This is a genomic window from Streptomyces sp. NPDC096205 (genome assembly GCF_044763135.1).
Lineage (GTDB): Bacteria > Actinomycetota > Actinomycetes > Streptomycetales > Streptomycetaceae > Streptomyces.
The window spans coordinates 310,159-322,908 of the sequence record NZ_JBIWFS010000002.1; the positions used below are offsets into that span (position 1 = coordinate 310,159).

9 protein-coding genes are annotated in these 12,750 nt (G+C 70.9%); 5 read left to right on the top strand and 4 right to left on the bottom strand.

From position 1 onward, the window contains the following. Window positions 1-36 precede the first annotated feature (36 nt). Together ACIQ6Y_RS07815 and ACIQ6Y_RS07820 are read left to right on the top strand one after the other, a co-directional pair. On the top strand, window positions 37-1,218 hold the full coding sequence (locus tag ACIQ6Y_RS07815) for an acyl-CoA dehydrogenase family protein (protein ID WP_404034259.1): 1,182 nt from the start codon (window positions 37-39) through the stop codon (window positions 1,216-1,218). After that, the gene (locus tag ACIQ6Y_RS07820) at window positions 1,218-2,216 is read left to right on the top strand and encodes an acyl-CoA dehydrogenase family protein (protein WP_404034261.1); all 999 of its coding nucleotides are present in this window, start codon (window positions 1,218-1,220) and stop codon (window positions 2,214-2,216) included. Before ACIQ6Y_RS07815 ends, ACIQ6Y_RS07820 begins: the two co-directional genes overlap by 1 nt. 103 nt (window positions 2,217-2,319) lie before the next feature. Here the strand turns inward: ACIQ6Y_RS07820 and ACIQ6Y_RS07825 are convergent, their stop codons facing one another. Then, the gene (locus ACIQ6Y_RS07825; RefSeq protein WP_404036338.1) at window positions 2,320-2,655 is read right to left on the bottom strand and encodes a MerR family transcriptional regulator; all 336 of its coding nucleotides are present in this window, start codon (window positions 2,653-2,655) and stop codon (window positions 2,320-2,322) included. Window positions 2,656-2,740: 85 nt separating this feature from the next. Between ACIQ6Y_RS07825 and ACIQ6Y_RS07830 the strand changes: the two genes are divergently transcribed. Then, complete coding sequence (locus ACIQ6Y_RS07830; protein WP_404034263.1) at window positions 2,741-3,595, top strand: aldo/keto reductase; 855 nt, start codon at window positions 2,741-2,743, stop codon at window positions 3,593-3,595. On the opposite strand, the gene ACIQ6Y_RS07835 is transcribed toward ACIQ6Y_RS07830, so the two are convergent. Further along, window positions 3,576-4,304, bottom strand: a complete 729-nt coding sequence (locus ACIQ6Y_RS07835; RefSeq protein WP_404034265.1) for a vWA domain-containing protein — start codon at window positions 4,302-4,304, stop codon at window positions 3,576-3,578. The two genes, ACIQ6Y_RS07830 and ACIQ6Y_RS07835, sit on opposite strands and share 20 nt — an antisense overlap. Window positions 4,305-4,556: 252 nt before the next feature. Between ACIQ6Y_RS07835 and ACIQ6Y_RS07840 the strand changes: the two genes are divergently transcribed. Both ACIQ6Y_RS07840 and ACIQ6Y_RS07845 read left to right on the top strand, forming a co-directional pair. Beyond that, window positions 4,557-5,483, top strand: a complete 927-nt coding sequence (locus ACIQ6Y_RS07840) for a rhomboid family intramembrane serine protease (protein WP_404034267.1) — start codon at window positions 4,557-4,559, stop codon at window positions 5,481-5,483. A 21-nt stretch (window positions 5,484-5,504) separates the two neighbouring features. After that, window positions 5,505-6,401 (top strand): chitosanase, encoded by an 897-nt coding sequence (locus ACIQ6Y_RS07845; RefSeq protein ID WP_404034269.1) that lies wholly within the window; start codon window positions 5,505-5,507, stop codon window positions 6,399-6,401. A gap of 180 nt (window positions 6,402-6,581) precedes the next feature. Here ACIQ6Y_RS07845 and ACIQ6Y_RS07850 read toward each other — a convergent pair whose 3' ends face one another. Together ACIQ6Y_RS07850 and gltB are read right to left on the bottom strand one after the other, a co-directional pair. Next, on the bottom strand, window positions 6,582-8,042 hold the full coding sequence (locus tag ACIQ6Y_RS07850) for a glutamate synthase subunit beta (protein ID WP_404034271.1): 1,461 nt from the start codon (window positions 8,040-8,042) through the stop codon (window positions 6,582-6,584). Next, complete coding sequence (gltB, locus tag ACIQ6Y_RS07855) at window positions 8,035-12,627, bottom strand: glutamate synthase large subunit (RefSeq protein ID WP_404034273.1); 4,593 nt, start codon at window positions 12,625-12,627, stop codon at window positions 8,035-8,037. The genes ACIQ6Y_RS07850 and gltB overlap by 8 nt, the downstream gene beginning before the upstream one ends. Window positions 12,628-12,750 lie beyond the last annotated feature (123 nt).

The following is a 12,750-nucleotide window of genomic DNA, read 5'->3' on the forward strand; positions in this document are numbered from 1 at the left end:
TGTTAGGGAAGAAGATGGGGGAGGGAGCGGCAGCCGATGGATCTCACCTTCACCGCGGAGGAGACGGCGTTCCGCGCCGAGGCCCGCGCCTGGCTGCACGCGCATGTGCCGCCGGAGCCGCTGCCCTCCCTGGAGACCGAGGAGGGCTTCGCGGCGCACCGCGCGTGGGAGGCCGAACTGGCCGCGGACCGCTGGTCGGTGGTGCACTGGCCGGCCGAGTACGGCGGCCGGGACGCCGACGGGGGCGGCGGGAGCGGCGAGGGCGGCGGCCGGAACTCCGGCCTGATCCGCTGGCTGCTGTTCGAGGAGGAGTACTGGGCGGCGGGCGCGCCCGGCCGCGTCGGGCAGAACGGCATCAGCCTCCTCGCCCCCACCCTCTTCGACCACGGCACGCCCGGCCAACGCGCGCGCGTCCTGCCGTCCATGGCCACGGGTGAGGTGGTGTGGGCGCAGGCGTGGTCGGAGCCCGAGGCCGGCTCCGATCTGGCGTCCCTGCGGTCGAGAGCCGTCAGGACGACCGGCGGCTGGCTGCTCAGCGGCGTCAAGACCTGGTCCTCGCGCGCGGCCTTCGCCGACCGCGCCTTCGGCCTGTTCCGCAGCGACCCCGGCGCACCGAAACGCCATCAGGGCCTGACGTACCTCATGTTCGACCTGCGCGCTCCCGGTGTCACCGTCCGTCCGATCGCCCGTCTCGACGGCAAGCCCGCCTTCGCCGAGCTGTTCCTGGACGAGGTGTTCGTCCCCGACGAGGACGTCATCGGCGCGCCCGGCGACGGCTGGCGCATCGCGATGTCCACCGCGGGCACCGAGCGCGGCCTGATGCTCCGCTCCCCCGGCCGCTACCTCGCGAGCGCCGAGCGGCTCCACCGCCTCTGGCGGGCGCGGGGCAGCCCGGAGAGCACCAAGAGGCGTGTGGCGGACGCCCTGATCGGTGCCCGCGCCTACCAGCTCTTCACCTACGCGGCCGCCTCCCGCTCCCTCGACGGCCACCCGCCGGGACCGGAGTCCAGCCTCAACAAGGTCTTCTGGTCGGAGTACGACATCGCGCTGCACGAGACGGCCCTCGATCTGCTCGGTGAGGAGGGCGAGTCGGCGGACACCGCCTGGGCCGAGGGCTATGTCTTCGCCCTCGCCGGTCCCATCTACGCCGGCACGAACGAGATCCAGCGCGACATCGTCGCCGAACGCCTGCTCGGTCTGCCGAAGGGACGCCGCTGATGCCGAAGTTCCTCCTCGACACCGAGCAGCGGGCCTTCGCCGACTCCCTCGCCGCGCTGCTGAAGGCCGCGGACACGCCGTCGGTCGTACGGGACTGGAGCCGGGGCGAGCCGGCGAGCGGGCGCGCGCTGTGGCGGCGTATCGCCGAGGCGGGCGTGTGCGCGCTGGCCGTACCGGAGGCGTACGGCGGACTGGGCCGGCGCCCCGTCGAACTCGCGGTCGCCTTCGTGGAGCTGGGCCGGTACGCCGTACCGGGCCCGCTGGTGGAGACAGTCACGGCGGCGGCCCTGCTCTCCGACGCGGCGGCGGAAAGCCGACCCGAGGGCCGGCCCCCGCAACCGCACCCCCTCATCCCCACCCTCCTCCCCGCCCTCCTCGACGGCACCTCCCTGGCCACCCTCGCCCCCGAGAACTCCCTCGCCCTGGACGGCGACACGGCGGACCTGCGCCTGACCCTCACCCCCGACGGCCTGCGCCTCTCCCCCGGTCACGGCCCGGTACGCCCCTCCCTGGACCCCGCCCGCCGCCGCACCCCGCTCTCGCCGGGCGGCGACCTGCTCGCCACGCGACCGGACGCGGCCCTCGCGCGCCTCACCACAGCGGCCCAGGCCCTCGGCGTCGGCGAAGCGCTGCTCGACAGGACGGTGGCGTACGTACGCGAACGCACCCAGTTCGGCGTCCCCATAGGCTCCTTCCAGGCCCTCAAGCACCGGCTCGCCGACGCCGGGCTGGCCCTGGAGTTCGCCCGCCCCCTCCTCTTCGGGGCCGCGCTGACGATGAGCGACGCCGACATAGCCGCGGCGAAGGTGAGCGCCTGCGAGGCGGCGTACACCACGGCGCGTACGGCACTCCAGTGCCACGGCGCGATCGGCTACACCGCGGAGTACGACCTGTCGCTGTGGCTGACCAAAGCCCGCGCGCTGCGGACCGCCTGGGGCGACCCGGACACCTGCCGCGCCGAGCTGCTCGCCACCCACGAATCCGGCACTACGACATGACCCGGCACTACGACATGACCCGGCGCTACGGCATGACCCGGCGCTACGGCATGAACCCCAGGACTACGGCATGAACCCCGGCCCCACGGCATGAACCCCGGCCCTACGACATGACCAGCCGCGCAAGCGACTCCCGCGCCCCCTCCAGGCTCGCGATCCGCTGCTCGATGCCGGCCAACTGCTCCAGCAGCATCGGCGTCAGACACGGCTCGACCTCCGCGTCGCTGCCGCACACGCAGTCCAGCACCTCGCGGATCACCTTGGTGGGCAGCCCGGCGTCCAGCAGGGTGCGGATGCGCCGGACGGTGACCGGGGCGTCGGCGCCGTACACCCGCTGCCCGCCCGGCGTGCGGTCGGCGTCGAGCAGACCCTGCTCCTCGTAGTAGCGCAGCAGCCGAACGCTCACGCCGGTCTCGCTCGACAGCTCCCCGATCCGCATGTTGCTCATGTCCTCCCGCCCCTCATGTGACCCCCCTCACATGCCCTTGAAGCTCACACTGATGTGAGCTCCTAGGGTCGCAGCCATGACGAACTCGACGATATTCCAGCTCGGCGGCGACCTCGACGTACGCCGGATCGGCTACGGCGCGATGCGGCTCGCGAACGCCCCGCACGAGCGGTCCGGCATGACCGCGCCCATCTGGACCGCCCCCACCGACCGGGCCGAGTCGGTCGCCCTGCTGCGCCGGGCGGTCGAGCTAGGGGTGAACTTCTTCGACACCTCCGACGCCTACGCCCTCGGCGCCAACGAGGAGTTGCTGGCCGAGGCGCTCGCGCCGCACCGCGACGACGTCGTCATCGCCACCAAGGCGGGTGTGCTGCGGCCGAGCCCGGCCGAGTGGATCCCGCTCGGCCACCCTGCCTATCTGCGTCAGCAGGCCGAGCTGAGCCTGCGCCGGCTGGGCACCGACCGTATCGATCTGTTCCATCTGCACCGCATCGACCCGGAGTACCCGCTCGCCGACCAGATCGGCGCGCTGAAGCAGCTCCGGGACGAGGGCAAGATCCGGCACATCGGCCTGTCGGAGGTGACGGTCGACGAGATCGACGAGGCGGCGCGGATCGCCCCGATCGCGAGCGTGCAGAACATGTACAACCTGACCGAACGCGGCCACGACCGGGTGATCGACCACACCGCCGCACGCGGTATCGCCTTCGTGCCGTACTTCCCGGTCAGCGGCGGCGAGCACGCGCCGCTGACGGAGGTCGCCGCGGAACTGGGCGCGACCACCGCCCAGGCGGCCCTCGCCTGGCTGCTGCACCGCGCCCCGAACGTGATCCCCATCCCGGGCACCTCCTCCCCCGCCCATCTGGCGGAGAACGTGGCCGCGCTGGAACTGGAGCTCACCGAGGAGCAGTTCAAGCACCTGGCGGGATGATGCCCTGCGCCCGGGCGGCCGTCAGCCACTTCGGGAACTCGCCGACGACACGGTCGTACAACTCGGCGTCGGACACCTTCCTCGGGTCCGACCCGGCGTGGAAGAACCCGGCGTTGTCGACGGCCCGCTTGTCCGGTACGGACAGCTCGTCGAGCTTGCGCAGATACTCGAACTGCCGGCTGCTCGGGTCCCCGAAGCCGATGAACTGCCAGAACAGCGGCAGCCGGGCCGCCTTGCACAGATAGCGCTCGGCGGCGAGCTTGTTGATCGGGCCGCCGTCGGTCTGGAACACCACGAGCGCGGGTGCGCGCGAGCCGCTGTCGAGGTAGTGGTCGATGACGGCGTCCATGGCCAGGTGGTAGCTGGTCTTGCCCATGTGGCCGAGCCCGGCCACGATCCGGTCGATACGGCCGTGGTGGTCGGCGAGCGCGATGTCGGTGACGGCGTCCACGTCGGTGGAGAAGAACACCACCGGCACCCGGCCGTCGTCATCGAAGTGGGCGGCGAGCCCCAGCACCCGGTCGGCGAGCGCCTGCACGCTGCCGTCCTGGTAGTACGGCTTCATGGAGCCCGAGTAGTCGACGACGAGGTAGACGGCGGCCCGTTGCCCGTCCAGGCCGTGCCGGGCCACCGACGCCCCGGCGGTCTTGTACAGGCTGACCAGCGCAGGAGCGGTCTCCTCCACCTTGCTGAGACTGATCGCCGCCATACCCGGACTCCCCTCACCCATGAACCGGAGTTTCCCTCGCTCCACGAACCGGAGCTCCACGAGGCCGAGCTCCCCTCGCTCCACGAACCGGAGCTCCACAAGGCCGAGCTCCCCTCGCCCCAAGAGCCAGAGGCTACGCCACAGCGGCGCCCTCACGGCCCCCACCTCGCGCTCTCCCCAAGGCCGTTCGCTATTTTGTTCGCCGCCGCCCCCACCGGCTCACCGATGTCCCCTTCCCCTCGAGGAGCCGGCGTGGACGCCGAATCCCCCGTGACCACCTGCTACCGCCATCCCCGGGTGGAGTCCTACGTCAGCTGCACCCGCTGCGAGCGGTTCATCTGCCCGGACTGCATGCGCGAGGCCGCCGTCGGCCACCAGTGCCCCGAGTGTGTGAAGGAGGGCGCGAGGTCGGTGCGCCGGGCCAGGACGGTGTTCGGCGGCACCGTCACGGCGGTGCCCGTGGTGACGTATGCGCTGATCGGGCTGAACGTCCTCGTCTATCTGGCCGAGTTGGCGCGCCCGGAGCTGGTGGACCGGTTCGCGATGCTCGGCTCCGGGCTGATCGGGCCGGACGGCCTGCACTACCTCCCCGAGGGCGGCGACGTGCCCGCCGGGTTCCAGGCGGAGGGTGTGGCCGCCGGGCAGTGGGAGCGGCTGATCACCAGCGGGTTCCTGCACCTGATGCCCACGGAGGGCACCTTCGGCATCGCCCATGTGCTGCTGAACATGCTCGCCCTGTGGCGCCTCGGCCAGATGGTGGAGCCGCAGCTCGGCCGGGGCCGGTTCCTCGCCCTCTACCTGCTGTCGACGCTGGGCGGCTCGGTGCTGGAGCTGCTGCTGGCCGACCCCGGTCAGCTGTCGCTCGGCGCGTCCGGCGGGCTCTTCGGCCTCACCGTCGCGGCGTACGTCATGGCCCGCCGGCTGGGCTCGGACCTGACCGAGGTGCGCCGCATGATGGTGCTCCTGCTGCTGTGGCTGGTCGTCTCGGCCCAGCTCACCTCCTGGCAGGGCCACCTCGGCGGCCTCCTCGCGGGCGGCGCGGTCGCCGCGGCCTTCGCCTACGCCCCGCGCGGGCCACGGCGTACGGCGATCCAGGCGGCGGCGTGTGCGGTCATACTGGTGGCGCTTCTCGTGGCCGCATGGGCGAGAGTGACGGAACTGACGGGAGGGGCGGCCTGAAACGGCCGTACGGTGAGTGTCATGAGAAAAGTCGGGCTGCTGTTCGCCGCTGTGCCGGTGCTGATCACGGCCGGGGTGTACTTCCTGGCGCCCTCCGACGACTCCGCAGCGCAGAACGGGACGTCCGTCGAGCAGCTGGCCCGTGACGAGGCCAAGGCGAAGGCCGAGGGGGACAGCAGCGCGGACGACAAGGCGATCGCCGCCCTGCCGCCCGGCCTCGCGGCTCCGGCGAAGAAGGACCTGGCCCAGCGGATCGTGTCCACGTCCGCGTTCTCCTCGCTGGACTGGCGCCGCTCCTACGGCGCCATCGAGGACTCCGGCGACGGCACCGGCTACACCGCGGGCGTCGTCGGCTTCTGCACCGGCACCCACGATCTGCTGGTCCTGGTGGAGAACTACACCAAGTCCCACCCCGACAACGCTCTGGCCCGCTACCTGCCTGCCCTGCGCAAGGTCGACGGCACGGCCTCCCACGAGGGCCTCGACCCCGGTTTCACCGCGGCCTGGAAGGCGGAGGCGCAGGTCCCGGCGTTCCGAGCGGCCCAGGACGCCGAGCGCGACAACGTCTACTTCGACCCGGCGGTACGCCTGGCCAAGCTGGACGGCCTGGGCACGCTCGGCCAGTTCATCTACTACGACGCGATGATCTACCACGGCCCGGACTCCAGCCCGAACGGCTTCTACGGGGTGCGCGAACGCGCCCTGAAGAAGGCCGACCTGCCCTCCGAGGGCGGCTCGGAGCGGGCGTACCTGGACGCGTTCCTGGACGTCCGCCGCGCGGCCATGCTGGCCAAGAAGGCGAACGCCGACACCAGCCGCATCGACACCGCCCAGCGCCGCTTCCTGAACGAGGGCAACCTCGGCCTGACGACGCCGCTGACCTGGCAGGTGTACGGCGAGACGTTCAAGGTGCCGTAAAGACCGACCTGAAGGGGCGCGGGGAACGGCCAGAAGCAACCCGCGCCCGGCGACGCACGGCCAAGCCACGGCGAGAAGCCGGAAAAATGCGGCAGCGCCTGCCCAAAGTCCGGTCGGGGACAGGGCAGGCGCCACCAATGTTCCGTACGCCTTTGTACGGGACGTCTTTTACTGGCCGGATCAGACCGTCAGCGCGCGGTCCGTAGGACGGATCGGCGCCGGCAGGTCACTCGCTCCGGTCAGGAAGCGGTCGACGCCACGGGCGGCCGAGCGGCCCTCCGCGATCGCCCACACGATGAGGGACTGGCCGCGGCCGGCGTCACCGGCGACGAACACTCCCGGAACGTTCGTCTGGAAATCGGCGTCGCGAGCGATGTTACCCCGCTCGTCGAGGTCCAGCGCGAACTGCTCCACCAGGCCGTTCTCCCGGTCGGTGCCGGTGAAGCCCATGGCGAGGGTGACCAGCTGGGCGGGGATCTTGCGCTCGGTGCCCGGCTTCTGGGTCAGCTTGCCGTCCACGAACTCGACCTCGACCAGGTGCAGCCACTGGACGTTGCCGTCCTCGTCGCCCTCGAAGTGGGTGGTGGAGACGGAGTAGACCCGCTCGCCGCCCTCCTCGTGCGCGGAGGTGACCTTGTACAGCATCGGGAAGGTCGGCCACGGCTGGCCCGCGTTCCGGTCCTCGCCCGGCCGCGGCATGATCTCCAGCTGGGTGACGGAGGCAGCGCCCTGGCGGTGGGCGGTGCCGACGCAGTCCGCGCCGGTGTCGCCGCCGCCGATGACCACGACGTGCTTGCCCTCGGCCGTGATGGGGGGCGCCACGAAGTCGCCCTCCTGCACCTTGTTGGCCAGCGGCAGGTACTCCATGGCCTGGTAGATGCCCTGGAGCTCACGGCCCGGCACCGGCAGGTCGCGGGCCGTGGTGGCGCCGACGGCCAGCACGACGGCGTCGTACCGCTTGCGCAGGGCGGTCGCCGGCATGTCGCGGCCGATCTCGACGCCGGTGCGGAACTTGGTGCCCTCCGCGCGCATCTGCTCGATACGACGGTTGATGTGCCGCTTCTCCATCTTGAACTCGGGGATGCCGTAGCGGAGGAGGCCTCCGATGCGGTCCGCGCGCTCGTAGACGGCGACGGTGTGGCCGGCCCGGGTCAGCTGCTGGGCGGCGGCCAGACCGGCCGGGCCCGAGCCGACGACGGCGACGGTCTTGCCCGACAGGCGCTCCGGGATCTGCGGGGCGACGTCCCCGGTGTCCCACGCCTTGTCGATGATCGAGACCTCGACGTTCTTGATGGTGACGGCCGGCTGGTTGATGCCGAGCACACACGCCGACTCACAGGGCGCCGGGCAGAGGCGGCCGGTGAACTCCGGGAAGTTGTTGGTGGCGTGCAGGCGCTCCTGCGCGGCCGACCAGTCCTCGCGGTAGGCGTAGTCGTTCCACTCGGGGATCAGGTTCCCCAGCGGGCAGCCGTTGTGACAGAACGGGATGCCGCAGTCCATGCAGCGGGACGCCTGCTTGCTGATGATCGGCAGCAGCGAGCCGGGGACGTAGACCTCGTTCCAGTCCTTGACGCGCTCCTCGACGGGGCGGGACTTGGCGACCTCGCGGCCGTGGTTCAAAAAGCCCTTCGGGTCAGCCATTGATCGCCGCCTCCATCATCTTCTCGGTGATCTCGGACTCGGAGAGACCGTCTCGCTCGGCGGCGTCCTTGGCGGCGAGCACTGCCTTGTACGTGCTGGGGATGATCTTGCTGAAGCGCTCCGCGGCCGTGTCCCAGTCCGCGAGGAGCTTCTCGGCGACCGTGGAACCGGTCTCCTCCTGGTGACGGCGCACGACGTCGTGCAGCCACTGCTTGTCGGCCTCGTCCAGCGCCTCGATCGCGTCGACGTTGCCGACGTTGACGTTGTCGCGGTCGAGGTCGATGACGTACGCGACACCGCCGGACATGCCGGCCGCGAAGTTGCGGCCCGTCTCGCCGAGGACGACGGCGTGGCCGCCGGTCATGTACTCGCAGCCGTGGTCGCCCACGCCCTCGGAGACCACCAGCGCGCCGGAGTTGCGGACGCAGAACCGCTCACCGGTGCGGCCGCGCAGGAACAGCTCGCCGGCGGTGGCGCCGTAGGCGATGGTGTTGCCCGCGATCGTCGAGTACTCGGCGAGGTGGTCGGCACCCCGGTCCGGGCGGACGACGACACGGCCGCCGGACAGGCCCTTGCCGACGTAGTCGTTGGCGTCGCCCTCCAGGCGCAGCGTGACACCGCGCGGGAGGAAGGCGCCGAAGGACTGGCCGGCCGAGCCGGTGAAGGTGATGTCGATGGTGTCGTCGGGCAGGCCCGCGCCACCGAACTTCTTCGTCACCTCGTGGCCGAGCATGGTGCCGACCGTGCGGTTGATGTTGCGGATGGCGACCTGGGCGCGGACCGGCTGTGCGTCCGTCGCGTCCGAGGCGGCCAGCGCGTCCGCGGCCAGCTTGATCAGCTCGTTGTCGAGGGCCTTCTCCAGGCCGTGGTCCTGGGCGATCACCTGGTGGCGCACCGCGCCCTCGGGCAGGGCGGGCACGTGGAACAGCGGCTCCAGGTCCAGGCCCTGCGCCTTCCAGTGGTCCACCGCGCGCTCGACGTCCAGCACCTCGGCGTGGCCGACGGCCTCCTCGATGGAGCGGAAGCCCAGCTCGGCGAGGAGCTCGCGGACCTCTTCGGCGATGAACTGGAAGAAGTTCACCACGTACTCGGCCTTGCCGGTGAAGCGGTCGCGCAGGGTCGGGTTCTGGGTGGCGATGCCGACCGGGCAGGTGTCCAGGTGGCAGACGCGCATCATGACGCAGCCGGAGACGACGAGCGGCGCGGTCGCGAAACCGAACTCCTCGGCGCCCAGCAGCGCGGCGATGATCACGTCACGGCCGGTCTTCAGCTGGCCGTCGGTCTGTACGACGATGCGGTCGCGCAGGCCGTTGAGCAGCAGCGTCTGCTGGGTCTCGGCGAGACCGAGCTCCCAGGGACCACCGGCGTGCTTCAGCGAGGTCAGCGGGGAGGCACCCGTACCACCGTCGTGACCCGAGATCAGGACGACGTCCGCGTGCGCCTTGGAGACACCCGCGGCGACCGTGCCGACGCCGACCTCGGAGACCAGCTTCACGTGAATCCGCGCCTGCGGGTTCGCGTTCTTCAGGTCGTGGATCAGCTGGGCCAGGTCCTCGATGGAGTAGATGTCGTGGTGCGGCGGCGGGGAGATCAGGCCGACACCCGGCGTCGAGTGACGGGTCTTGGCGACCCACGGGTAGACCTTGTGGCCGGGCAGCTGGCCGCCCTCGCCGGGCTTGGCGCCCTGGGCCATCTTGATCTGGATGTCGTCCGCGTTGACCAGGTACTCGGAGGTGACGCCGAAGCGGCCGGAGGCGACCTGCTTGATGGCGCTGCGCCGGGCCGGGTCGTACAGACGCTCCGGGTCCTCGCCGCCCTCACCGGTGTTGGACTTGCCGCCCAGCTGGTTCATGGCGATGGCGAGGGTCTCGTGCGCCTCCTTGGAGATGGAGCCGTACGACATGGCGCCGGTGGAGAAGCGCTTGACGATCTCGGAGACCGGCTCGACCTCGTCGATGGAGATCGGCTGGCGGTCCGACTTGAAGCCGAACAGGCCGCGCAGCGTCATCAGGCGCTCGGACTGCTCGTTCACGCGGTCCGTGTACTTCTTGAAGATGTCGTAGCGCTTGGTGCGGGTCGAGTGCTGGAGGCGGAAGACCGTCTCCGGGTCGAACAGGTGCGGCTCGCCCTCGCGGCGCCACTGGTACTCGCCGCCGATCTCCAGCGCGCGGTGCGCGGGAGCGATGCCGGAGGCCGGGTAGGCCTTGGCGTGGCGGGCGGCGACCTCCTTGGCGACGACGTCGATGCCGACGCCGCCGATCTTGGAGGCGGTGCCGTTGAAGTACTTCTCCACGAAGGCCGCTTCGAGACCGACGGCCTCGAAGACCTGGGCGCCGCGGTAGGAGGCGACGGTGGAGATGCCCATCTTGGACATGACCTTCAGCACGCCCTTGCCGAGGGCGTAGATGAGGTTCTTGATGGCCTTCTCGGGCTCCAGGCCGCTGAGGAACGTGCCGGCGCGCAGCAGGTCCTCGACCGACTCCATCGCCAGGTACGGGTTGACGGCGGCGGCGCCGTAGCCGATGAGCAGCGCGACGTGGTGGACCTCGCGGACGTCGCCGGCCTCGACCAGCAGGCCCACTTGGGTGCGCTGCTTGGTGCGGATGAGGTGGTGGTGGACGGCCGCGGTGAGCAGCAGCGACGGGATCGGCGCGTGCTCGGCGTCGGAGTGGCGGTCCGACAGGACGATCAGCCGGGCGCCGTTGTCGATGGCGGCGTCGGCCTCGGCGCAGATCTCGTCGATCCGCGCGGCCAGCGCCTCGCCGCCGCCGTGCACCCGGTACAGGCCGGACAGCGTCGCGGCCTTGAAGCCGGGCATGTCGCCGTCGGCGTTGATGTGGATGAGCTTGGCCAGCTCGTCGTTGTCGATGACCGGGAAGGGCAGCACGACGGAGCGGCAGGACGCGGCGCTCGGGTCGAGCAGGTTGCCCTGCGGGCCCAGCGAGCTGCGCAGGGAGGTGACCAGCTCCTCGCGGATCGCGTCCAGCGGCGGGTTGGTGACCTGCGCGAACAGCTGGGTGAAGTAGTCGAAGAGCAGCCGCGGGCGCTCGGACAGGGCCGCGATGGGCGAGTCCGTGCCCATGGAGCCGATCGGCTCGGCGCCGGCGCGGGCCATCGGGGCGAGGATGACGCGCAGCTCTTCCTCGGTGTAGCCGAAGGTCTGCTGGCGGCGGGTGACCGAGGCGTGGGTGTGGACGATGTGCTCGCGCTCGGGCAGGTCGCTCAGCTCGATCTCGCCGGTCTCCAGCCACTCCGCGTAGGGGGCCTCGGCGGCGAGCTGCGCCTTGATCTCGTCGTCCTCGATGATGCGGTGCTCGACGGTGTCGACGAGGAACATCTTGCCGGGCTGGAGGCGGCCCTTGCGGACGACCTTCGCGGGGTCGATGTCCAGGACGCCGACCTCGGAGCCGAGGACGACGAGGCCCTCGTCGGTGACCCAGTAGCGGCCGGGACGCAGACCGTTGCGGTCGAGCACGGCGCCGACCTGCGTGCCGTCGGTGAAGGTGACACAGGCGGGGCCGTCCCAGGGCTCCATCAGCGTGGAGTGGAACTGGTAGAAGGCGCGCCGGGCCGGCTCCATGGAGTCGTGGTTCTCCCACGCCTCCGGGATCATCATCAGCACGGAGTGCGGCAGCGAACGGCCGCCGAGGTGCAGCAGCTCCAGCACCTCGTCGAAGGAGGCCGAGTCGGAGGCGTCCGGCGTACAGATCGGGAAGATCCGCTCCAGCTTGTCGCCACCGAAGAGGTCGGAGACGAGCTGCGACTCGCGGGCGACCATCCAGTTGCGGTTGCCCTTGACGGTGTTGATCTCACCGTTGTGGGCGACGAACCGGTACGGGTGCGCCAGCGGCCACGACGGGAAGGTGTTCGTGGAGAACCGGGAGTGCACGAGCGCGATCGCGGAGGCGAAGCGGCGGTCGGACAGGTCCGGGAAGAACGGCTCCAGCTGGCCGGTGGTCAGCATGCCCTTGTAGACGATCGTGCGCGCCGACAGCGACGGGAAGTACACGCCGACCTCGCGCTCGGCGCGCTTGCGCAGCACGAACGCCTTGCGGTCCAGGGCGATGCCCGTGCTGGTGCCGTCGCTCACGAAGATCTGGCGGAAGACCGGCATGGTGGAGCGGGCGGTGGCGCCGAGCAGCTCGGGCGCGACCGGGACCTCACGCCAGCCGAGGACGGTCAGGTCCTCCTCGGCCGCGATCGTCTCGATCTGCGAGACGGCGTCCTGGGTGCCCTCCTCGGGCAGGAAGGCGATACCGACCGCGTAGGCACCGGCCTCGGGCAGTTCGAATCCGGCCACCTCACGCAGGAAGGCGTCCGGCACCTGGGAGAGGATGCCCGCGCCGTCGCCCGAGTCGGGCTCGGAGCCGGTGGCACCGCGGTGCTCCAGGTTGCGCAGGACCGTCAGGGCCTGCTCGACCAGGGTGTGGGACGCCTCGCCGGTGAGGGTGGCGACGAAACCGACGCCGCACGCGTCGCGTTCGTTGCGGGGGTCGTACATACCCTGCGCAGCAGGGCGAGCATCCATGAAGGACCAGTTCTGGCCATTCGCGGAGTGCTGGGACGGCTGGCGCGGCGTACGCATCGGCTCTCCCGTCGTCGTCATCTGGCATGTGCAAGTGCCGAGGGACGACGTTGGCCCTCTGCGTGGAGTCAAAATTTCGTGCAGGTTACATGATGGAGCGGTTCTCGGGAACCGGGATAGTCC

Coding starts and splice junctions, on each gene's coding strand:
- gltB (WP_404034273.1), bottom strand. CDS start 12,627: ATGCGTACGCCGCGCCAGCCGTCCCAGCACTCCGCGAATGGCCAGAAC.
- ACIQ6Y_RS07850 (WP_404034271.1), bottom strand. CDS start 8,042: ATGGCTGACCCGAAGGGCTTTTTGAACCACGGCCGCGAGGTCGCCAAG.
- ACIQ6Y_RS07825 (WP_404036338.1), bottom strand. CDS start 2,655: ATGCGGATCGGGGAGCTGTCGAGCGAGACCGGCGTGAGCGTTCGGCTG.
- ACIQ6Y_RS07815 (WP_404034259.1), top strand. CDS start 37: ATGGATCTCACCTTCACCGCGGAGGAGACGGCGTTCCGCGCCGAGGCC.
- ACIQ6Y_RS07820 (WP_404034261.1), top strand. CDS start 1,218: ATGCCGAAGTTCCTCCTCGACACCGAGCAGCGGGCCTTCGCCGACTCC.
- ACIQ6Y_RS07835 (WP_404034265.1), bottom strand. CDS start 4,304: ATGGCGGCGATCAGTCTCAGCAAGGTGGAGGAGACCGCTCCTGCGCTG.
- ACIQ6Y_RS07830 (WP_404034263.1), top strand. CDS start 2,741: ATGACGAACTCGACGATATTCCAGCTCGGCGGCGACCTCGACGTACGC.
- ACIQ6Y_RS07845 (WP_404034269.1), top strand. CDS start 5,505: ATGAGAAAAGTCGGGCTGCTGTTCGCCGCTGTGCCGGTGCTGATCACG.